This is a genomic window from Streptomyces sp. NPDC048392 (genome assembly GCF_043200575.1).
Classification (GTDB): Bacteria; Actinomycetota; Actinomycetes; order Streptomycetales; family Streptomycetaceae; genus Streptomyces.
Genome location: NZ_JBICYB010000001.1, coordinates 649672 through 671091 on the forward strand (window position 1 = coordinate 649672; position 21420 = coordinate 671091).

Annotated in this window: 17 protein-coding genes; 7 read left to right on the forward strand and 10 right to left on the reverse strand. The window is 72.4% G+C overall.

Features of this window, described 5'->3' with window-relative positions:
* Positions 1-30: 30 nt before the first annotated feature.
* A complete protein-coding gene (locus tag ACGFYH_RS02810) occupies positions 31-1617 on the forward strand; it encodes a Na+/H+ antiporter (protein ID WP_393801321.1) in 1587 nt (528 codons plus the stop codon).
* Positions 1618-1659: 42 nt separating this feature from the next.
* Here the strand turns inward: ACGFYH_RS02810 and ACGFYH_RS02815 are convergent, their stop codons facing one another.
* A complete protein-coding gene (locus ACGFYH_RS02815) occupies positions 1660-2784 on the reverse strand; it encodes a mechanosensitive ion channel family protein (protein WP_393801322.1) in 1125 nt (374 codons plus the stop codon).
* A gap of 61 nt (positions 2785-2845) precedes the next feature.
* On the opposite strand from ACGFYH_RS02815, the gene ACGFYH_RS02820 reads away from it, so the two are divergent.
* Positions 2846-3490, forward strand: coding sequence for a dienelactone hydrolase family protein (locus ACGFYH_RS02820; RefSeq protein WP_393801520.1), 645 nt, complete (start codon positions 2846-2848; stop codon positions 3488-3490).
* Here the strand turns inward: ACGFYH_RS02820 and ACGFYH_RS02825 are convergent.
* The 4 genes from ACGFYH_RS02825 to ACGFYH_RS02840 all read right to left on the reverse strand — a co-directional run bounded on the left by ACGFYH_RS02825 (position 3475) and on the right by ACGFYH_RS02840 (position 8668).
* Complete coding sequence (locus ACGFYH_RS02825; protein ID WP_393801323.1) at positions 3475-5145, reverse strand: alkaline phosphatase D family protein; 1671 nt, start codon at positions 5143-5145, stop codon at positions 3475-3477. The two genes, ACGFYH_RS02820 and ACGFYH_RS02825, sit on opposite strands and share 16 nt — an antisense overlap.
* 482 nt (positions 5146-5627) lie before the next feature.
* The gene (locus ACGFYH_RS02830) at positions 5628-6452 is read right to left on the reverse strand and encodes a thioredoxin domain-containing protein (protein WP_393801324.1); all 825 of its coding nucleotides are present in this window, start codon (positions 6450-6452) and stop codon (positions 5628-5630) included.
* A gap of 82 nt (positions 6453-6534) precedes the next feature.
* Positions 6535-7245, reverse strand: coding sequence for a hypothetical protein (locus ACGFYH_RS02835; RefSeq protein ID WP_393801325.1), 711 nt, complete (start codon positions 7243-7245; stop codon positions 6535-6537).
* Positions 7246-7327: 82 nt separating this feature from the next.
* Complete coding sequence (locus ACGFYH_RS02840) at positions 7328-8668, reverse strand: DUF2252 domain-containing protein (protein ID WP_393801326.1); 1341 nt, start codon at positions 8666-8668, stop codon at positions 7328-7330.
* 201 nt (positions 8669-8869) lie between these two features.
* Between ACGFYH_RS02840 and dnaE the strand changes: the two genes are divergently transcribed.
* Positions 8870-12409 (forward strand): DNA polymerase III subunit alpha, encoded by a 3540-nt coding sequence (gene dnaE, locus ACGFYH_RS02845; RefSeq protein ID WP_393801327.1) that lies wholly within the window; start codon positions 8870-8872, stop codon positions 12407-12409.
* 96 nt (positions 12410-12505) lie between these two features.
* On the opposite strand, the gene ACGFYH_RS02850 is transcribed toward dnaE, so the two are convergent.
* The gene (locus ACGFYH_RS02850; protein WP_052841490.1) at positions 12506-12673 is read right to left on the reverse strand and encodes a hypothetical protein; all 168 of its coding nucleotides are present in this window, start codon (positions 12671-12673) and stop codon (positions 12506-12508) included.
* 224 nt (positions 12674-12897) lie between these two features.
* Between ACGFYH_RS02850 and ACGFYH_RS02855 the strand changes: the two genes are divergently transcribed.
* From ACGFYH_RS02855 to ACGFYH_RS02870, 4 genes are all read left to right on the forward strand, one after another.
* Positions 12898-14115: an NYN domain-containing protein gene (locus ACGFYH_RS02855; protein ID WP_393801328.1), complete on the forward strand. Its 1218-nt coding sequence runs from the start codon at positions 12898-12900 to the stop codon at positions 14113-14115.
* 167 nt (positions 14116-14282) lie between these two features.
* Complete coding sequence (locus tag ACGFYH_RS02860) at positions 14283-15257, forward strand: ABC transporter ATP-binding protein (protein WP_393801329.1); 975 nt, start codon at positions 14283-14285, stop codon at positions 15255-15257.
* 89 nt (positions 15258-15346) lie between these two features.
* Positions 15347-16171: an ABC transporter permease gene (locus ACGFYH_RS02865; protein WP_393801330.1), complete on the forward strand. Its 825-nt coding sequence runs from the start codon at positions 15347-15349 to the stop codon at positions 16169-16171.
* A 34-nt stretch (positions 16172-16205) separates the two neighbouring features.
* Positions 16206-16925, forward strand: coding sequence for an AAA family ATPase (locus ACGFYH_RS02870; protein WP_393801331.1), 720 nt, complete (start codon positions 16206-16208; stop codon positions 16923-16925).
* Positions 16926-17143: 218 nt separating this feature from the next.
* Here ACGFYH_RS02870 and ybaK read toward each other — a convergent pair whose 3' ends face one another.
* The 4 genes from ybaK to ACGFYH_RS02890 form a co-directional block, all read right to left on the reverse strand.
* A complete protein-coding gene (ybaK, locus tag ACGFYH_RS02875) occupies positions 17144-17653 on the reverse strand; it encodes a Cys-tRNA(Pro) deacylase (RefSeq protein ID WP_393801332.1) in 510 nt (169 codons plus the stop codon).
* Positions 17654-17665: 12 nt separating this feature from the next.
* Entirely contained in the window at positions 17666-18406 is a 741-nt protein-coding gene (locus ACGFYH_RS02880) for an LON peptidase substrate-binding domain-containing protein (protein WP_393801333.1), read from the reverse strand.
* An 11-nt stretch (positions 18407-18417) separates the two neighbouring features.
* Positions 18418-19455, reverse strand: coding sequence for a hypothetical protein (locus tag ACGFYH_RS02885; protein WP_393801334.1), 1038 nt, complete (start codon positions 19453-19455; stop codon positions 18418-18420).
* A 342-nt stretch (positions 19456-19797) separates the two neighbouring features.
* A complete protein-coding gene (locus ACGFYH_RS02890; protein WP_393801335.1) occupies positions 19798-21375 on the reverse strand; it encodes an oxidoreductase in 1578 nt (525 codons plus the stop codon).
* Positions 21376-21420: the final 45 nt, after the last annotated feature.

A 21420-nucleotide genomic window follows, 5' to 3' on the forward strand; every position in this document is an offset into this window, starting at 1 on the left:
GCCGAGACCGACCCCAACGGAGCGGTGACCGTGGATCAGCTGGCCCTGTTGTTCATGCTGTTGCTCGGGGCCCTGCTGAGCGTCCCCGTCGGTGTCCGGCTCGGGCTGCCGGCGCCGGTGCTGATGACGCTGCTCGGCATCGTCCTGGCCCTGCTCGACTTCGTGCCCAACGTCGACATCCCGCCCGAGCTGATCCTTCCCGCGCTGCTCCCGCCCCTGCTGTACGCGGCGGTGCGGCGCACGTCCTGGCGGCAGTTCGCGGCCAACAAACGCCCGATCTTCCTGCTGGCCGTCGCGCTGGTCTTCGTCACCATGGTCTGCGTGGCCTCCGTGGCCCACGCGATCGTCCCGGGGCTGCCGGTCGCCGCCGCCTTCGCCCTCGGCGCGCTGGTGGCGCCGCCCGATCCGGTCGCCGCGACCGCCGTCGCCGGGCAACTGGGGCTGCCGCGCCGCCTGGTGTCCATCCTGGAGGGCGAGGGACTGTTCAACGACGTGACGGCCATCGTCCTCTACCACGTGGCGATCGCCGCGGCGGTCGGCGGTTCCTTCTCGCCGTGGCGGGCCGGGCTCGACCTGGTGCTGTCCGCCGTCGTCGCCGTGGCGATCGGGGTCGCGCTGGGCTGGGGCTCCAACAAGCTCCTGACCGTCCTGGGGGACCCGACGCTGCAGATCGGGCTGACCCTGCTGGTGCCGTTCGTGAGCTACGTCGCGGCCGACGAACTGCACGGGTCGGGTGTGCTCGCCGTGCTCACCACGGCGATGTTCCTCGCCGAGTACGCCTCGGACGCCGACGACGTGGTGACCCGGCTCGGCGGCCACACCGTCTGGGACGTGGTCGACACCCTCGTCACCGGGGTGGCCTTCGGGCTGATCGGCCTGGAACTGCACAATGCCATCCGCACGGCCTCCGGCCGATGGACGGACCTGCTCGGCTGGGCCGCGGTGATCACCGTCGTGGTCGTCCTGGTCCGGCTCCTGTACCTGCTGCCGGCCACTTGGCTGACCCGGCGGCTGCACGCCAGGCGCGACCAGGACGAGGACATCCCGACGAGCTGGCGGGAGACCGTGGTCATGTGGTGGGCGGGGATGCGGGGTGTGGCGTCGGCCGCGCTGGCCCTGGCGATCCCGCTGGAGACGGAGAACGGAGCCGCCTTCCCCAACCGGGAGGAGATCGTCTTCATCGCGTTCGGGGTGATCATGGGCACACTTCTGCTGCAGGGCCTGACGCTGCCCTGGCTGGTGGGCCGGCTCGGGGTACGGGCTGACACCGAGCGGGAGCAGGCGTACGAGAGGGACCTGGCGATGCGGGCGGCCAGGGCGGCCAAGCAGCGCCTGAAGGAGATCGAGACGGTGGAGGAACTGCCGGAGGAGCTGTCCGAGCAGATGCTGCGGCGCGCCCACGACATCGGCGTACGCATCAGCCCTGACCTCGGGGACGAGGAACGGCGGGAGGCGCAGGAGCAGCGGGCGCGGCGGATCAAGCGGGTCCGGCGCATCCAGGGCGAGATGCTGAGCGCCGCGCGGCACGAGGTGCTGGCCGCCCGAAGCGAGCCCGGCGCCGACCCGGAGATCGTGGACCGGGTCCTGCGCCACCTGGACGTACGCAGTCTGCGATGAGGCCGGGGACGTTGACGGCCCCCGGCCCGTGCGGACCGGCGTTCACAGGCTCTTCGTCGGCCGCCCCGGGAAACGGCGGGCCTCCCCGTCGGGGGAGCGGCGGGCACGCGGGAAGCCGTCGCGGGCCGGGCGCGGGGCCGCCTCCGCGGTGTTGACCCGCGGCAGCGCGTACGGGTGCTCCTCGGCGAGGAAGCGGATCATCCCCTCGCGGACCGCGACCCGCACCGTCCAGATGTCGTCCGCGTCCTTCGCCGTCACCAGGGCCCGCACCTGCATGGTGTTCGGGGTGGTGTCCGTGACGGTCAGGTTGTAGCTGCGCCCGTCCCAGGCCGGGCACTGGCGCAGCAGGTCGCGCAGCCGCTCCCGCATCGCGTCGAGCGGCGCCGTGTGGTCCAGGTGCCAGAAGACGGTCCCGGTCATCTGCGCGCTGCCGCGCGACCAGTTCTCGAACGGCTTCGAGGTGAAGTACGACACCGGCATCGTGATCCGGCGCTCGTCCCAGGTGCGCACCGTCAGGTACGTCAGCGTGATCTCCTCGACGGCGCCCCACTCACCGTCCACCACGACCGTGTCGCCCATGCGCACCATGTCGCCGAAGGCGATCTGGAACCCGGCGAACAGGTTGCCCAGGGTGGACTGGGCGGCCACACCGGCGACGATGCCGATGATGCCGGCCGAGGCCAGCAGCGAGGCGCCCGCCGCGCGCATCGCCGGGAACGTCAGCAGCATCGACGACACGGCGACGACGCCGACGATCGCCGTGACCACCCTCATGATCAACGACACCTGGGTCCGCACCCGCCGTACCCGGGCCGGATTCCGCTCGGCGTGGACGTGCGCGTAACGGGAGTAGGACGTCTCGACGACGGCCGCGGCGATCCGGATCACCATCCAGGACGCCGAGCCGATCAGCACCAGGGTCAGCGTCCGGCCGACCCCCTCCCGGTGCTGGGGGAAGACCTCCGCCTCGATGTAGGACCCTCTCAGCAGAGCCGAGCACAGGAGGAGCTGGTAGGGGATGCGGGCACGGCGCAGCAGCTCCCAGAGAGGTGTCTCGGGGTGCCTTCCGTCGGCCTTGCGCAGCAACAGGTCGGTGGCCCAGCCGATGACCAGGGTCAACAGGACGGAGCCGCCGACCATGATCAGCGGGCGGAGTACGGTCTCCATGCCCTCGAACCTAACCGCCAAGGCCACGCGGTGAACCTGTGACTTATGTCCTGCCCCGGGTATCGCCGCGTGCCGCGTCGTCACACCCGGCTGGCACCATGGCCTCATGAACATCGTGCTCTTTCACTCGACCCTCGGCCCGAGGCCCGCGGTGCGGCAGGCCGCCGACCGGCTGCGCCACGCCGGGCACCAGGTGTGGACCCCGGACCTCTATGAGGGCCGCACCTTCGACACGGTCGAGGAGGGCATGGCCCATCAGGACGGGATCGGCCGGGAGGAGCTGCTGAAGCGGGCCGTGCTGGCCGCCGCCCCGTATTCCGAGCGGGGACTGGTGTACGCCGGGTTCTCGCTCGGCGCCTCCATCGCCCAGACCCTCGCCCTCGGCGACCACCGGGCGCGCGGACTGCTGCTCCTGCACGGCACCTCCGACCTCGCGCCCAACGCCTCGGTCGACGACCTGCCGGTCCAGCTGCACGTGGCCGAGCCCGACCCCTTCGAGACGGACGACTGGCTCAGCGCCTGGTATCTCCAGATGGGCCGGATCGGGGCCGACGTGGAGGTGCACAGATACGCGGGGGCCGGCCACCTCTACACCGACCCCGAGCTGCCGGACTACGACGCGGAGGCGGCCGAGGCCACCTGGCGGGTGGCGCTCGGCTTCCTCGAATCGCTGGGGGACGCCCAGACCCCTCAGACCGGCGCGTAGACGCGCTCGACGCGCTGGGTGCCGCTGCGCGTGCGGTAGGAGCGGGCCCAGGAGGACGTGGCGCCCGGGTCGGTGCGGTCGGAGACGACGTAGTAGTCCATCTGGGCCCGGTCCGCGGTGACGTCCAGCACGCCGTAGCCGTGCCGGTCGGTGTCGACCCAGTGGACGTGCCGGTTCGCGGCCCGGACGACCGGTGCCGCGATCGCCGAGACGGTGCCCTCGGGGACCTTCACGATGTCGTCGAGGTTGTCGGAGGTCACCGAGGTGACGACGAACTCCGTGGCCGCCGAGGCGGACAGCGGGTACGTGCCGGCGTTGTACGGCACGTCGTTGGCCCACGCCATGTGGATGTCGCCGGTGAGGAACACCGTGTTGCGGACCGCGTTCGCGCGCAGGTGGGCCAGCAGTTCGCGGCGGTCGTCGGTGTAGCCGTCCCACTGGTCGGTGTTGAGGGCGAGGCCCTCCTTCGGCAGCCCGAGCAGCTCGGCGAGCGGCCCGAGCAGCGCGGCGGGGAGCGAGCCGACCGCGAACGGCGAGATCATCACCGGGTTGCCGACCAGCCGCCAGGTGGCGTCGGAGGCCTTGAGGCCCGCCTTGAGCCAGTCGAGCTGGGCGCGGCCGGTGACGGTGCGGTCCGGGTCGTCGACCTCGCCCTCGCCGAGCGCCACCTGCTGCGAACGGAAGGAGCGCAGGTCGAGCAGCGACAGGTCGACGAGCTTGCCGAACCGCAGCCGCCGGTAGGTGGTGCCGGCGATCGCCGGCCGCACCGGCATCCACTCGAAGTAGGCCCGCTTGGCGGCGCTCTGACGTGCTGCCCAGCTCCCCTCGGTGCCCTCGGTGTGGTTCTCGGCGCCCCCGGACCAGGCGTCGTTGGCGATCTCGTGGTCGTCCCAGATCGCCACCACCGGCGCCGTGGCGTGCAGCGCCCGCAGGTCGGGGTCGGTCTTGTAACGGCCGTGCCGTATCCGGTAGTCGGCGAGGGTGAGGATCTCGTGGGCCGGCGCGTGCGGCCGTACGACGGTGTCGCGGGTGCCGTACTCGCCGGTGCCGTACTCGTAGATGTAGTCGCCCAGGTGCAGCCAGGCGTCCAGGTCGCCGCGGGCCGCGAGGTGGCGGTACGGGGAGAAGTACCCGGCCTCCCAGTTGGCGCAGGAGACGACGCCGAAGCGCAGGCCCGTGACGGCCGCGTCGGCCGCGGGGGCGGTGCGGGTGCGGGCGACGGGTGAGTCGGTGGGGCCCGCGGAGAAGCGGTACCAGTAGTCCGTGGCGGGGGCGAGACCCCGGACGTCCGCCTTGACGGTGTGGTCCGCGTCGGCCGTCGCGGTGACGGAGCCCTTGGCGACGATGTTCGTGAGCGCCGTGTCCGTGGCGAGGATCCAGCTCACCTCGGTGTCCGGGCCGGCCCCGGAGCCGGGTATGGCCTCGGGCACCGGCGTCACCCGGGTCCACAGCAGGATGCCGTCGGGCAGGGGGTCGCCGGAGGCGACGCCGTGGAGGAAGGCGGGGGCCGGGTCGGCCGCGCCGGCGGGCGGGGCGGCGGCGAGCGGGGCGGCCAGCACGGCGCCGGCCGCCGCGGCCTTGACGACCGTACGGCGGCTCGGGGCGCGGGGGTCGGCCGGGCGGGTGCTCTCTGGGGATCTGTGTCGACTGGTCACGGACGATCAGATTACTGATGGGTACGACCGCGGAGCAGGCGAACGGGCAAAAGTTCACCGGCTCTTCGTGGCAGCTCGCCGTCGTCGTGCCCTGAACCACGCAAGCGCGCGGACGGCGCGGCGGGAGCCCGATCCCGCGCGTCCCGGCCGTTCCCCCCGGACGGGGTCCGTCGTCGGCGCCCCGCCGTGCCGGCTCCGTCTCACCCGTGTGCCCCGGAGACCGGACGGCTCGCTCGTACCGCGGTCCGAACCGCACCGCCCGCTCCTGCCGGTGGCACTGCGACGCAGACGCCGGGCCCGTCCGTCCTCCGACAGCACGGCGACCGTCCGGCGCAGGCCGCGTCGGCGCGCACCCGGCGTCACGGCAAGTACCCGCGCCTCGACCAGGAACCCGCGAGCGCCGCAGTGGGGCCACCGTGTCCCCTCAGCAGCCTCCTTCCTGAGGGGACACGTCCTCCTGGGAGCGCGCGTCCTCGGTCTTCTCAGCCCTTCAGCGCCGCGTCGATCGCCTTCGTGTAGTCCTCAACGGTCCCGGGTGCGCTCTTGCCGTCGCTCCCCGTGACCTTCTCGCCGTCCATGAGCAGCGTCGGCGTACCGCCGAAGTCGTACTTCTTGCCGTCCGCGTCGAACTTGTCGTCCATCAGCAGCGCCCACTTGTCGTAGGTGCCGTCCTTCACGGCCTTCTGGAACGCCTTGTTGCCCTTCAGGGCGTCGACCGTGTCCGCCACCTCGATCAGGTAGTCGTCGTTCTTGAACTTGTCGTCGGTCTCCGTGGGGTGGTACTTCGTCGAGTAGAGCGCCGTCTTGAAGTCCAGGAACGCTTCGGGGCTCACGTCCAGGGCAGCGCCCATCGCGCTCAGGGCGTTCTTGGAGCCTTCCCCGGGGATGTTGTCGTCGATGAAGGTCGCGCCGACGTACTGAAGCTTGTACTTGCCGTCCTCGACGTCCTTGTGGACTGTCGAGCCGAGGGTCTGTTCGAACTGCGCGCATGCCGGGCAGCGCGGGTCCTCGTACATGACGAGGGTCTTCTCGGCGCTGTCCTTGCCGATGACGACCGTCGTGCCGTTCTCGCCCGAGGTGTTGGCCGGCTTCACGAGCCGGCTCTTCCTCGCGGCCTCCCAGCCCGAGGGCTTGTTGGCCTGGGTGATCGCGTAGCCGATGCCGCCGGCCGCCGCCAGAACGCCGACGATGGAGGCGACGACGATGACCTGCCGCCTGGCCTTGTCGCGCTTGGCCTGGCGCTCGCGCTCCTGGCGCAGGCGCTCACGGGCCGCCGTCTTCGCCGTCTGACTGTTCCGCTTGCTCATGATGATCTCTCCGGGGACGCGCACACGGGGGTGCGGACGTACGTATGGGGGACTGCCGTGCTCGGTGCCGCTCGGTGACGGGTCACCCGAGGGCGACCACCGGGCAGGGCGGTCCGCGGCGTCCGAGGGAGTGCGTGAGGATCCGCTCGCGGGCGCCCGCGGTGCGGCGGGCCGGAAGCGCCGGGCGGCGCACCGCCGGGGCGCGGCGCACGCCCACGGCCGCGACGGCCAGCAGCAGCGGTCGGAAGGTGGTCGCGGCCACCGCGCCGAGCAGCTGGGCCAGCGCCCGCTCGCCGCGCCGCAGCCAGGCCGCCGCGAGCAGCCCGACCCCGACGTGCGCGGCCAGCAGCAGCCAGGCGGTGCCCGGATCGGCCTGGGCCAGCACGGACGCCATCCGGTCGGTCTCGGCCCCCGTCACCCGGGTCAGCGGCGCGGTCACGCCGGCGTGGATGCCGGTCCCGTCGCCGCACAGCACGTCGAAGCCGACGGAGCGCAGCGGGCCCGCGACCGGGCCGCCCGCCCGGCCGTAGCAGACGTGCTGGCCGGTGGTGAAGACCGTGTCGGCGGCCAGCTCCAGCGGGATCAGCAGGGCGGCGATCCGCCCGAAGCCGCGCTCGCGGCGCCCGGCCAGGGCGTACGCGATCAGGAACACGGCGGCGGCGACCGCGGCCACCGTGCTCAGCGGCAGCGGCACCCCGGACAGCAGCACGTGCGACGCGGTGCTGAGGGTCACGGCGAGTGCCGTGAACAGCGCCGCGCGGACGGCTCTGAGCGTGGTCCCGGATATGTCCATAGCAGTAGAAGAGTGTGTCACGGGGTCCGGTAAGGGACCCCTAAAAGGTTCCTGTGAGAATGCCGACGGTGGGAGCCGACCGCTACAGGCCCGGAATCCGGCCGTTGCGGAACAGGTCGACGAAGGTCTGGTGATCGGCACGCGCGCGTGCGCCGTACCGGTGCGCGAAGTCGACCAGCAGGGGCGCGAAGCCCTCCTCGTCGGCCGCGATCGCCGCGTCGATGGCCCGCTCGGTGGAGAACGGCACCAGGGACTCCCCGGACTGGTCGTCGGCCGCCGCGTGCATGGTGGCGGTGGCCCGGCCCAGGTCGGCGACGACCTCGGCGATCTCCTCGGGGTCGTCGATGTCGTCCCAGTCCAGGTCGACGGCGTACGGCGAGACCTCGGCGACCAGCTGCCCGGCGCCGTCCAGCTCGGTCCAGCCCAGCCACGGGTCGGCGTGCGCCTGGAGGGCGCGCTGGGAGATCACCGTGCGGTGGCCCTCGTGCTGGAAGTAGTCCCGGATCGCCTGGTCGGTGACGTGCCGGGAGACCGCCGGGGTCTGGGCCTGCTTGATGTAGATCACGACGTCGTTCTCCAGGGCGTCGCTGTTGCCCTCCAGCAGGATGTTGTACGAGGGCAGACCGGCCGAGCCGATGCCGATGCCCCGGCGGCCGACGACGTCCTTCACGCGGTAGGAGTCCGGACGGGCCAGGGAGGACTCGGGGAGCGTCTCCAGGTAGCCGTCGAAGGCCGCGAGCACCTTGTAGCGCGTGGCGGCGTCCAGCTCGACGGAGCCGCCGCCGGGGGCGAAGCGGCGCTCGAAGTCACGGATCTCGGTCATCGAGTCGAGCAGCCCGAAGCGGGTCAGCGAGCGGGCGACCCGCAGCGCGCCCAGCAGCGGGCCCTCCGCGGTGTCCAGCGTGAAGGGCGGCACCTCGTCGCTCTTGGCGCCGGTGGCCAGCGCGTGGATCCGCTCGCGGTACGCGCCCGCGTACACCCCCACCAGCTCGGTGATCTGCTCGTCGCTGAGCGCCTTCGCGTACCCGATCAGCGCGACGGAGGCGGCGAAGCGCTTGAGGTCCCAGGTGAAGGGGCCGACGTACGCCTCGTCGAAGTCGTTGACGTTGAAGATCAGCCGGCCGGTGGAGTCCATGTACGTGCCGAAGTTCTCCGCGTGGAGGTCGCCGTGGATCCACACCCGGGAGGTCCGCTCGTCCAGGTACGCGCCGCCGGGCTGATCACCGAACTCCGGGTCCTCGGTCAGATCGCGGTAAAAGAGGCCGGCGGTGCCGCGGTAGAACGCGAAGGCCGAGGCCGCCATCTTGCGGAACTTCACGCGGAACGCCGCGGGATCCGCGGCCAGCAGCCGGCCGAAGGCGGTGTCGAAGACGGCGAGGATCTCCTCGCCGCGGTGCTCCTCGTTGAGCTGCGGGACCGACATGCCTGGTGCCTCCTGGTGCGGGTGGTGCCTGACGACTGGAGCGGATCTCCACTCGGGCCAACGTGCGAAGGGGTGCGGGAGTGCCCGCCCCAGAAGGTACGCGTGGTGGGCCTCGGAGTGTCAGTGGCGAGGCATAGACTTCGACGCTGACCCCGGACTGACCGCAGCCAGTCGCCCCGCAGTTCTCCCAGGAGGCCGCACGTGTCCAAGCCGCCGTTCACGCACCTGCACGTCCACACCCAGTACTCGCTGCTGGACGGTGCCGCGCGGCTCAAGGACATGTTCAACGCCTGCAACGAGATGGACATGACGCACATCGCCATGTCCGACCACGGCAATCTGCACGGGGCGTACGACTTCTTCCACTCCGCGAAGCAGGCCGGAGTCACGCCGATCATCGGGATCGAGGCGTACGTCGCCCCCGAGTCCCGCCGCAACAAGCGGAAGATCCAGTGGGGCCAGCCGCACCAGAAGCGGGACGACGTCTCCGGCTCGGGTGGCTACACCCACAAGACCATGTGGGCGACCGACAGCACCGGCCTGCACAACCTCTTCCGCCTCTCCTCCGACGCGTACGCCGAGGGCTGGCTGCAGAAGTGGCCCCGGATGGACAAGGAGACCATCAGCCAGTGGTCCGAGGGGATCGTGGCGTCCACCGGCTGCCCCTCCGGCGAGGTGCAGACCCGGCTGCGTCTGGGCCACTTCGACGAGGCCCTGAAGGCGGCCGCCGACTACCAGGACATCTTCGGCAAGGACCGGTACTTCCTGGAGCTGATGGACCACGGCATCGACATCGAGCACCGGGTCCGCGACGGCCTCCTGGAGGTCGGCCGGAAGCTCGGCATCCCGCCGCTGGTCACCAACGACTCGCACTACACCTACGCGCACGAGGCGACCGCCCACGACGCCCTGCTGTGCATCCAGACCGGCAAGAACCTCTCCGACCCGGACCGCTTCCGCTTCGACGGCACCGGCTACTACCTGAAGTCCACGGACGAGATGTACGCCATCGACTCCTCCGACGCCTGGCAGGAGGGCTGCGCCAACACGCGCCTGATCGCCGAGATGATCGACACCACCGGCATGTTCGAGAAGCGCGACCTCATGCCGAGGTTCGACATCCCCGACGGCTTCACCGAGGTCACCTGGTTCCAGGAGGAGGTCCGGCGCGGCATGGCGCGCCGCTTCCCCGGCGGTGTCCCCGAGGACCGGCAGAGGCAGGCCGAGTACGAGATGGACGTCATCATCCAGATGGGGTTCCCGGGCTACTTCCTGGTGGTCGCCGACTTCATCATGTGGGCCAAGAACCAGGGCATCGCGGTCGGTCCCGGCCGAGGCTCCGCGGCCGGTTCGATCGTGGCGTACGCGATGGGCATCACCGACCTCGACCCCATCCCGCACGGCCTGATCTTCGAGCGGTTCCTCAACCCCGAGCGCGTCTCCATGCCCGACGTCGACATCGACTTCGACGAGCGCAGGCGCGTCGAGGTGATCAGGTACGTGACCGAGAAGTACGGCGCCGACAAGGTCGCCATGATCGGCACCTACGGCAAGATCAAGGCGAAGAACGCCATCAAGGACTCCGCGCGCGTGCTGGGCTACCCGTACGCGATGGGCGACCGGCTGACCAAGGCCATGCCCGCCGACGTCCTCGGCAAGGGCATCGACCTCAACGGCATCACGGACCCCACGCACCCGCGCTACAGCGAGGCCGGCGAGATCCGCGCGATGTACGAGAACGAGCCGGACGTGAAGAAGGTCATCGACACCGCCAAGGGCGTCGAGGGCCTGGTGAGGCAGATGGGCGTGCACGCCGCCGGCGTGATCATGTCCAGCGAGCCCATCGTCGACCACGCCCCGATCTGGGTGCGGCACACCGACGGCGTGACCATCACGCAGTGGGACTACCCGCAGTGCGAGTCGCTGGGCCTGCTGAAGATGGACTTCCTCGGCCTGCGCAACCTCACGATCATGGACGACGCCGTCAAGATGGTGAAGTCCAACAAGGGCGTCGACCTCGACCTGCTGTCGCTGCCGCTGGACGACCCCACGACCTTCGAACTGCTGCAGCGCGGCGACACGCTCGGCGTCTTCCAGTTCGACGGCGGGCCGATGCGCTCCCTGCTGCGGCTGATGAAGCCCGACAACTTCGAGGACATCTCCGCCGTCTCCGCGCTCTACCGCCCCGGCCCCATGGGCATGGACTCGCACACCAACTACGCGCTGCGCAAGAACGGCCTGCAGGAGATCACCCCGATCCACAAGGAGCTGGAGGAGCCCCTCCAGGAGGTCCTCGCGGTCACCCACGGCCTGATCGTCTACCAGGAGCAGGTGCAGAAGGCCGCCCAGATCATCGCGGGCTACTCGCTCGGCGAGGCCGACATCCTGCGCCGCGTGATGGGCAAGAAGAAGCCCGACGAACTGGCGAAGAACTTCGTCCTCTTCCAGGCCGGGGCCAGGAAGAACGGCTACAGCGACGAGGCCATCCAGGCCCTGTGGGACGTGCTGGTCCCCTTCGCCGGCTACGCCTTCAACAAGGCGCACTCGGCCGCGTACGGGCTGGTCTCGTACTGGACCGGATACCTGAAGGCGAACTACCCGGCCGAGTACATGGCCGCCCTGCTCACCTCGGTCAAGGACGACAAGGACAAGTCGGCCGTCTACCTGAACGAGTGCCGGCGGATGGGCATCAAGGTGCTGCCGCCCAACGTCAACGAGTCCATGTCGAACTTCGCCGCGCAGGGCGACGACGTGATCCTCTTCGGCCTCTCCGCCGTCCGCAACGTCGGCACCAACGTCGTCGAGTCGATCATCAAGTGCCGCAAGGCCAAGGGGAAGTACGCGTCCTTCCCCGACTACCTGGACAAGGTGGAGGCGGTCGTCTGCAACAAGCGGACGACGGAGTCGCTGATCAAGGCCGGTGCCTTCGACGAGATGGGGCACACCCGCAAGGGCCTCACCGCGCAGTACGAACCGATGATCGACAACGTGGTCGCGGTCAAGCGCAAGGAGGCCGAGGGGCAGTTCGACCTCTTCGGCGGCATGGGCGAGGAGCAGAGCGACGAGCCCGGCTTCGGACTCGACGTCGTCTTCGGCGAGGACGAGTGGGACAAGACCTATCTCCTCGCCCAGGAGCGGGAGATGCTCGGTCTCTACGTCTCCGACCACCCGCTCTTCGGCCTGGAACACGTGCTGTCGGACAAGGCCGACGCGGGGATCTCCCAGCTCACCGGCGGTGACTTCGGCGACGGCGCGGTCGTCACCATCGGCGGCATCATCTCGGGACTCCAGCGCAAGATGACCAAGCAGGGCAACGCCTGGGCCATCGCCACCGTCGAGGACCTCGCCGGCTCCCTTGAGTGCATGTTCTTCCCGGCGACGTACCAGCTGGTGTCCACGCAACTGGTCGAGGACGCCGTGGTGTTCGTCAAGGGGCGCCTCGACAAGCGGGAGGACGTGCCCCGGCTGGTCGCGATGGAGCTGATGATTCCCGACCTGTCCAACGCGGGCGCCAACGCGCCCGTCGTCCTCACCATCCCGGCGACCCGCGTCACCCCGCCGATGGTCAGCAGGCTCGGTGAGATCCTCACCCACCACCGGGGCGACAGCGAGGTGCGGATCAGGCTCCAGGGGCCGACGAGGACGACGGTGCTGCGCCTGGACCGGCACCGGGTGAAGCCCGACCCGGCCCTGTTCGGCGACCTGAAGGTGCTGCTCGGGCCGTCCTGCCTGGCGGGCTGAGCGGAACCTCCGGATCGCGGAACGCACGAGGGGCGCACCGGTTGCCGGGTGCGCCCCTCGCGTCCGCGCGGGCCGCGACGGCCCGGTGCGCGGATGTCAGTTGTGGCCGAAGCGCTTCTGCCGCTTGCGGGATGCCGCGTCGCCGGGCGTCGTCAGCTGCGGGGAGTGCTGCTCCTCGCGGTCCAGCACCGCCGACTCGGCGGCCTGCGGGGAGCGCTCGGCCTGGGGCTGCTTACGATCACGGTTGTTCTTGTTCTTGGCCATGGTGATCTGCCTCCTGAGGGGGATCTGGGGACCAGGACCGATGTCAGATTCACATAGGCCGACAAAGAACGCATATCGAGCAATTACCGTCCGTGACGCGGTCCGACGGGCCGCGGGGCGCCGAAACGCCACGCCGAAGATCGAGTTCGGGCCGTTAACCTCTGCGTGGTCGGGCAGACTCGAAGCAAGCCCGAAGCAAACCTCCCGGAAAGAGGGTGGATCGCGTGGACCGCTGCATCGTCCTGGTGGACGCCGGGTATCTGCTGGGGGCCGCCGCGAGTCTCCTGGCCGGAGAGCCCTCACGTTCGCGCATCACCGTCGATCACGCCGCCCTCATCCAGGGGTTGCGCGACCGCGCCGAGTCCGACACGCAGCAGCCCCTGCTGCGCATCTACTGGTTCGACGGCGCCCCCGACCGCGTCCCGCAGCCCGAACACCGGCGGTTGCGCGTGCTGCCGCGGGTCACCGTCCGGCTCGGCGCCCTCACGCGCAGTGACGGACGCTGGGCGCAGAAGGGCGTGGACGCCGCCATGCACGCCGAACTGACCGAGCTGGCCCGCAACCGCGCCTGCTCCGACGTCGTCCTGGTGACCGGCGACGGCGACCTGCTGCCGGGCATGATGGCCGCCAAGGAACACGGCGTCGCCGTCCACCTGTGGGCCGTGCAGGCCGCCGACGGCGACTACAACCAGTCCGAGGACCTGGTCGCCGAGGCCGACGAACGACGCGTCCTCGACCGTACGTGGATCACGAAGGCCGTACGCGCCAAGGAGCTCGGCGGTGTCTGCGCGCCGCCGCCCGTGCCCCGGCCCGAGATCGCCGCGATCCTCTCCGCGCCGCTGCCCGAGTCCGCCCTCCCCGCCGCCGTCCAGCGGCCCGCCGAGGAGCCCGAGCACCCCACCACGGCCGGCGCGGGGCGCAACGGCGCCGAGGAGCGCGTACCGCCCGCCAAGGGCGTCCCCACCCCCAAGGACCTCGCCGCCCTGCGCGCCCCCGGCGCCCACCCCGCCCCGCAGCAGCCGACGAGCGCCACCCTGCGCTGGTCCTCCGACAAGGGCTGGGTCGACCGGACCGCCGCCGAGCCGTCCGAAGCCGCCTCCATGCCGACCCTGGCCCAGCTCACCACGGCCGAGCAGCGCTGGGCCGACCGCGAGGAGGACATCACCACGGTCGGCGGCGACCCGTACGAGGTCGGGCAGGTCTTCGCCCGCCGCTGGCTGGAACGTCTCGGGGACCAGGGCCACCTGCAGAAACTGTCCGGGATGTACCCGCGCGTCCCGCACCGCGTCGACGGCGAGCTGCTGCGCTACGCGGCCCGCTTCGGGCTGCTCGCGCACAAGGACGACCAGATCGACGAGCACGACCGGTACGCCATCCGGGCCGGGTTCTGGCGGGAGATCGACGTGCGGACGGCGACCGAACGCGCCCCCGCGGCGGAGTGAGGCACCGCCGGCACGCCCTTGGCGCGCCACCTTGCCCGCCCCCTGCCCGCTCCGGCTGAATCGACACTTATGGGCGGACCCGGGAGCGGGGCCGGGGGACCGACCCCGTAGTCTCGTGCCTTGTGAGTACGCGCGCGGCACAGGCACCTCGGCCCGGTGGCGATGCCGTGTGTGCGGTGCGCGCGCTGACCAAGACCTATCCGGCCCTGCGCGGCAGGCGCGGTGTTCCCGCCACACCCGAGGTACGGGCCACCGACGACGTGACCCTGGACATCCGCCGCGGTGAGATCTTCGGGCTGCTCGGACCGAACGGTGCCGGCAAGTCCACCCTCGTGCGCCAGCTCACCGGGCTGATGCGGCCCGACAGCGGCAGTGTGGAGATCCTCGGGCACGACATCGTGCGCCATCCGGAGCGGGCCGCGCGGATCCTCGCCTATCTGGGGCAGGAGTCCAGCGCCCTGGACGAGCTGACCGTGTCGCTCGCCGCCGAGACCACCGGGCGGCTGCGCGGACTGGAGGTGCGGCGGGCGCGCGCCGAGCGGGACGCCGTCCTCGAGGAGCTGGGCCTGACGGGCCTCGCCGCCCGTCCGATCAAGAAGCTCTCCGGCGGCCAGCGCCGCCTCGCCTGTTTCGCCGCCGTCCTGGTGGGCGCGCGCCCGCTGCTCGTCCTGGACGAGCCGACCACCGGCATGGACCCGGTGGCCCGGCGCGCCGTGTGGTCGGCCGTCGACCGGCGGCGCGCCGGACACGGCACCACCGTGCTGCTCGTCACCCACAACGTCATCGAGGCCGAGACAGTCCTCGACCGGGTCGCCGTCCTCGACCGGGGACGCGTGATCGCCTGCGACACGCCCTCCGGGCTCAAGGAGAAGGTTGCCGGAGAGGTCCGCGTCGACCTGGTCTGGCGCGAGAGCGCGCCGCTGAACGTCCCGGAGGTCGCCGCCCTGCGCGACCGCGCCGTCGAGTCGGGGCGCCGCTGGACCCTGCGGCTCGCCCCCGAGGAGGCCCGCGCGGTCGTCGCCACCGTCACCGGCGGCGCCGCCTTCGCCGCACTGGACGACTTCATCCTGGCCACGCCCAGCCTGGAGGACGTGTACCTGGCGCTGGGCGGCGCCGCACGGCAGGGGCTGGTGAGGGCTTGAACACGCGCGTGGTGAGAACACCGGCCGCCGCGTCCGTACCCTTCAGGGCGACCGCTTCGAACGACCCCAGCGAAGGGGAGCAGCACGACGTGAGTGTGGTACCCGCCGACGCCGTGCCGGGCGCAGCCCTGGCCGTCGAGGAGCAGCCCGTGGCCGGCCCGGCCGAGCTGGGGCCCCGGGCGCGGCTGTGGCCCGCCCTGGTGGCCGTGTACCGGGCGCAGCTGTCCCGGGCGCGGGTCGCGCGCATCCCTCTGCTGTTCGTGGCGACCTTCCAGTCGATCGGCATCATGGTCCTGATGCGCGGCGTCGTGGACGGCGGCGGCGAGGCGCGGGCCGTGGTCGCCGGGGCGGCAGTGCTCGTCGTGGCCTTCGTCGCGCTGAACCTCCTCGCGCAGTACTTCGGCCAGCTGCGCGCGAGCGGCGGCCTCGACCACTACGCGACGCTGCCGGTGCCGCCCGCGGCGGTGGTGCTGGGCGCGGCGGGCGCGTACGCGTCCTTCACCGTGCCCGGGACCGTGGTGACGGCGGTCTTCGGCTGCCTGCTGTTCGGGCTGCCGATGACCCATCTGTGGGTGCTGGTGGCCGTGATCCCGCTGGCGGGCGCCGCACTCGCAGGACTGGGCGCGGCGCTGGGGCTGCTCGCCCCCCGGCCCGAGTTCGCCACTCTGCTGGGCCAGCTCGGCATGTCGGCGGCGCTGCTGCTGGGCGTGCTGCCGCCCGAGCGGATGCCGCAGGTGGTCCGCCTGGCCCGGGACCTGCTGCCTTCCACGTACGGCGTGGAGGCCTTCGCGCGCACGTTCGGCCGGGAGCCCGACTGGGGCTTCGTCCTCGGCGACCTCGCGGTGTGCGCCGCGGTAGGTGTGGTCTCGCTGGCCGTGGCCACCTGGGCGTACCGCCGGGCCGCCGTCCGGTGACGCGCCGCACAGGCGGGTTTGGCACGATGGCGAGGTGACCGCACCCTTGACTCCGCCACCGCCGCCGAACGAACGCCCGTCGTACCGGGGCGGGCCGGTGCCGCCGCCCGTCGGTGCGCACGCGCTGGGGGCCGCGCCCGGCGCCCCTTACGACCCTTACGGCGAACAGGACGGCCCCGGGATGTTGACCGAAGTGCGGCAGGCCGCCGCGACCGTGGTGGCGGTCGCGCTCTCCGGTGCGCTGCTGGGCGTGCTGTGGTGGAAGCTGGCACCGAGTGTGCCGCTGGTCGGCGGTCTGGTCGACGACAGCTGGGTCGTCTACCTCAAGGACTCCGAGGGCGAGCAGGCGATCGGCGTCGACGGAACGTTCACGCTGCTCGCGCTGGCGTTCGGGGCGCTCAGCGCGGTCGTGGTCTTCCTGCTGCGGCGGCGCGGCGGCGTGCCGCTCGTGGTGGCCCTGGGCGTCGGCGGGCTGCTCGGGTCGCTGCTGGCGTGGCGGCTCGGGGTGTGGCTCGGGCCCGCGCAGGACGTGATCGCGCACGCCAAGGAGGTGGGCAAGGGGGTCACGTTCCCGGCGCCGCTGAAGCTGGGGGCGAAGGGTGCGCTGCTGGCCTGGCCGTTCGGGGCGCTGGTGGTCCATCTGGGCCTGACCGGGCTGTTCGGGCCCCGGGACCCGGAGGCCGACCCCTGGCCGGCGCCGCGGTATCCGTCGGCGCCGTACGGGGACGGGCCGGCCCAGACGGAACACCACTGACTCAACGGCGCGCGAGCCTTTGACCTGTGACAGTGTCCTCACTCGCGGGCCGATGTCCTCACCGGAGGGCTCTGGAAGGCCGCGAAGTCGGTGGCATCGGGCCTGGACCGGGCGGCGGCGTGCTGCGCCCCGCCCTTTTTCCGGTGCGCCACCGGCGTTCGGGCGTCCGCTTCGACCTGTCCTGTCCGATCGGCCGGGAACGAGTCGCCCGCAGCGGGTCAGGCGCGCCCCACCGGGGCCAGGACCGCGCCCGTGAGCGTGGCGAGGTCGTCGGGGGAGAGTTCGACCTCGAGACCGCGGCGGCCGGCCGAGACGCAGATCGTGGCGTGGCCCGACGCCGACGCGTCCAGGACCGTGGCGAGCCTTTTGCGCTGGCCCAGCGGGGAGATACCGCCCCGCACATAGCCCGTGGCGCGCTCGGCCAGAGCCGGGTCGGCCATCGCCGCGCGCTTGCCGCCCACCGCGGCCGCCAGCGCCTTGAGATCCAGCTGACCCGCCACCGGCACGACCGCGACCGTCAGGGCGCCGTCGACGTCCGCCACCAGCGTCTTGAACACCCGCGCCGGGGAGACGCCCATCGCCTCGGCCGCCTCCTCGCCGTAGGACGGGTGGGCCGGGTCGTGCTCGTACGCGTGGAGCGTGTACGTCACCCCGGCCGCCGTGAGCGCCACCGTCGCGGGCGTCCCGCCGGACTGCTGCTTCTTCCCCTTGCCGGGTTTCTTCGCCATGCGCGCGGTACCTCAGTTGAGACTCGTCGGGCCGCGCGTCAGTTCCGACGCCGGCAGGGAGGGCAGCGTACGGATGATGGAGGTCTCGGAGCGAAGGAGTTTCAGCTCGTCCCGCAGGCGCGAGGCGGTGTCCGGGGCCTGGAGCAGACGCTGCTTCGTCGGCGTGTCCAGCATCATCGCGGCGGCGACCAGGTAGGAGACCACGCCCGGCTCGTCCGGCAGGTCGGCGCCGGTCGCCAGCGACCGTTCACGGGCCCCCGCCAGCCGCTTCTGGTACTGCCGGAAGGACCGCAGCACGCCCTCGGCCAGCGCGCCCGCCTCGTCGCCGGGCTCCTCGGGCAGCGGTTCCAGCTCGGCCGTCAGGAAGGGGCCGGAGGCCTCCACTGAGGCCAGGCGCACCCGGTTGGTGCCGGTGGCGAGCACCTCGAAGGTGCCGTCGGCCCGCTCACGGATCGTCGCCGCGTCCGCGATGCAGCCCACCTTGTGGAACGCCTTGGCCGGGTCGGTCCCGAACCCGGCCGCCGGCCCGCGTTCCGGGGTCGCGGTCGGATCGGGCAGCCCGGGGGCGCTCTGGGCCACCTCGTGGCCGTCACGGATCGCCACGACGGCGAACCGGCGCGGTCCGTCCTCGGGGGTCTTCAGCAACTCGCGCATCATGGCGCGATAGCGCTCCTCGAAGATGTTGAGCGGGAGCACCAGCCCCGGGAACAGGACGGAGTTCAGGGGGAAGAGGGGGAGCCGGACGGTGGTCACGACGCAGAAGCCTAATGGTCGCCGGGGCCGACGCGTCCGCCGTGCCCGTTCCGTGGCCGCCCGGGGCCCGTCGTACCGGACGCGAAGGCCACCCGCGCACGGACGTCCGCCCGCACCCGGAGGAAGCGGCCGAGGGGGTCGTCCGTGTGCCGGTCCCACGGGAAGGACGTGACGTACGGGCCGGTCAGCCGCAGTTGCTCCGCCGCGTCCCGGTGGCGTTCCAGGCGTACGAGGACGTACACCAGCAGGTTCCGCAGCTCCGCCGCCCACGGGTCGGCGGCCGGGTGCGCCGCCGAGAGGGCGATCGCACGGTCGGCCGCGGCGTCCAGGCGGGGGCGGTGCGGGCGTACGGCGGTCGCGGCGCCGGTGGCGCCGGCGGCGGTCGTCAGGCAGGTGAAGGCGGCGCGCAGGGGCAGTGCCCGTACGAGCGCGTCCACGGGGGCGTCCTGAGCTGCCGTCTCCGCGAAGTCGAGGCACTCGCCGTGCGCGTCGGGCGAGGCGGCGGCCAGATAGTCGAGGGCGGCGACGTGACAGCCGTGGTGGTGCGCGGAGCGGCGGACCGCCTGCTCCCACAGCCGCTCGAACTCGGCGTGTCCGGCGCGTGCGCCCCGCGCGGCGTCCAGCGCGGTACGCCACGGCACCGGGTCGGCACCGGCGGCCTCGGCGGCGGTGACGACCGTGGGGATCACCTGGCGCAGGAGTTCGGTGCGGGCCGGTGAGTCCCAGCGGCGGTGGACCGACAGGCGGGCCGCGACGAGCAGGGCGTCGGGGTCGTCCGGGGCGGTGGCACGCCAGTCGTCGAGCCACTCGGAACGGGAGCGGGCGAAGGCGGCGAGCCGGGTCGCGTAGCGGTCGCGGTGGTCCCATGCGGCGCTCGCGCGGGTGCCGGCGAGGAGGCCGGCGGCGGGACCGTGCTCGCCGCGGGCGGCGGCGACGAGGGCGGGGGCGAGGCGGTCGTCGGGGGCGTCGAGGAGCACGTCGTCGTCCGGGGCGGGCCGTGGCGGCCGGGAGCGGACCCGGGCGGCGGTCCGCAGAAACGCGCGCAGCATGGCCAGTACGACGGTCGAGGGTTCGGGATGGTTGTGCGACCTCGGCCTCGCCTTCGGCCGGTTGTGCGCGCGTCCGCGCCACCCGTGCGGCACGCGTCGTCGGGTGCGGGCGGCCGCGGCGGGCCTTCCCGCGGCCGGCGGCACTGGGAGGGGCCGGGGGAGGCTCGGTCAAGGCCCCGCCGGGCAGGCACCGAGCGAGTCGTGCCGCTCCCGGGCGGCGCCGCGCTCTCCCGGGCAGGTGGCGCGCCGCCCCGGCCGGGCGCCGAACCGTCCCGCCGGGACATGTGGTCGGGAGGCGGTGCCGCCGTGTGGGAGAGAGGAGCCCCGCCGAGCCCGCAGGGGTCAGCTTCGGCGGAGGAGGCGGGTCGCGCCCGCCGCCACTGTCGTGGCCAGGACCCAGCCCAGCAGGACCAGGGCCGTTGCCAGCCACTGCCAGCCGTCGTGGAGCTGCCAGGAGCCGGCCTGGCCCAGGTCGATCACCGGGAGGAGGAGGTCGAGGGCGAAGAGGGCGGGATTCCAGTCCGGGTGTTCGCCGCTCTTGAGCGGGGACGGGCCGGCGCGGGCGAAGGCGAGGGAACCGGCCGCCCACAGGACCGCCATCCACACCGCGGCCCGCCCCGGCCGGTAGCCGTAGGCGACCGTCCAGTCCTGCGCGTACCCCACCAGCTTCGCCGCGAGCGGTTGGCTCTCGCGGCGTCGCCGGTGTTTGGCGAGCAGGACCTCGCGGGCGTCCTCGTCCTCCCCACCGGCCCGCAGCACGGCGGCGAGGCGCTCGTACGGCTCCGGGTGGTACTCGGCGGTCGCGGCGCCCACCCACCGCAGCCGCTTCTCCAGCGGGAACGGCCCGCGCGGCACCAGGTTCTCGTAGCAGAAGCCGCCCATGTGCAGCCGGCCGGGGCCCGGCCAGCTGTCCGCCCGGTCCATCAGGTTGACCACCCGCGCCCCCGACAGCACCACCCGCCCGCGCGCCGGCCGCTCGCCCAGGAAGCGCAGCTCGGGCGTCTGCACCCGGCGCAGCGACAGCTCCTGGTCGTCGGTGAAGGTGAACCGGGCGTGTTCGAGGTCGAGGGCGTCGCCGAACCGCCCGTCGTCAAGGCGCACCCCGCCCTCGCACTCGAAGCGCTGGACGCGGGTGCCCTGGGCGGGAGTGGTGCCCCGCAGCAGCGGGCTGCCCAGCCCCGCCGGGGTCAGGTACAGCGTGCGCTCCACCGTCAGCTGCGGGGCGTTCAGCGCGTGCCGCCCGTCCGGGTTGAGGAGCCGGGCGCCGCGCAGGCTCAGCGAGACGCCGACCTGGGCGCTGCGCAGACTCACCTCGCCGTGCGACTCCAGCATCTCGGCCTGGAGGTCCTGTCCGACCGTCATGCCGTCCGCCGCGATGGAGCGCCCGCTGCGGTCCCGGTGCACGATCGCCTGGTTGAGCAGCAGGTCGGTGCCTATCTGCGCGTCCGTGAGCCGGATGCCGCCCGGGAAGCGGGAGCGCGGCAGGTGCAGGTCGCCCTCGGTGTGCAGCCGGGCCGCCTCCAGCCGCGGCACCGAGCAGTCCACCAGCCGTACCGTCGCGAAGCGGGCCTCCGGCAGCAGGACCTCCCGCTCGAAGCGGCAGCCCCGCAGCTCCACGTAGGGCACCACCGTGCCGCCGGCCAGATCCATCGTGTCGCTGATCCGCACGCCCACGAGCTGCAGCGAGGACACCCGGCCCGCGAGCGCCGGCGGACCGTCGAGAAGCAGCCAGCACACGATGCGGGCCCGCACACTCCGCTCCGCCCCCCACGGATGCCCGCCGTGCGGGTCGTCGACGAGCGCGTCGCCGCTGCGCAGGTCGTACACACTGCCGTTGCGGAAGGCCTGCCACATGCCGGCCTCGGCGGCGGTCAGGTCGTCCGGCAGCTCTCCGTCACGATGGCCGGCCCCCTCGGTCACGGTGCTTCCCTCCTTCCTCGACTACTCGTCGGTCGCTCACCCTTC

Coding starts and splice junctions, on each gene's coding strand:
- ACGFYH_RS02815 (WP_393801322.1), bottom strand. CDS start 2,784: ATGGAGACCGTACTCCGCCCGCTGATCATGGTCGGCGGCTCCGTCCTG.
- ACGFYH_RS02830 (WP_393801324.1), bottom strand. CDS start 6,452: ATGAGCAAGCGGAACAGTCAGACGGCGAAGACGGCGGCCCGTGAGCGC.
- ACGFYH_RS02835 (WP_393801325.1), bottom strand. CDS start 7,245: ATGGACATATCCGGGACCACGCTCAGAGCCGTCCGCGCGGCGCTGTTC.
- ACGFYH_RS02840 (WP_393801326.1), bottom strand. CDS start 8,668: ATGTCGGTCCCGCAGCTCAACGAGGAGCACCGCGGCGAGGAGATCCTC.
- ACGFYH_RS02850 (WP_052841490.1), bottom strand. CDS start 12,673: ATGGCCAAGAACAAGAACAACCGTGATCGTAAGCAGCCCCAGGCCGAG.
- ybaK (WP_393801332.1), bottom strand. CDS start 17,653: ATGGCGAAGAAACCCGGCAAGGGGAAGAAGCAGCAGTCCGGCGGGACG.
- ACGFYH_RS02885 (WP_393801334.1), bottom strand. CDS start 19,455: ATGCTGCGCGCGTTTCTGCGGACCGCCGCCCGGGTCCGCTCCCGGCCG.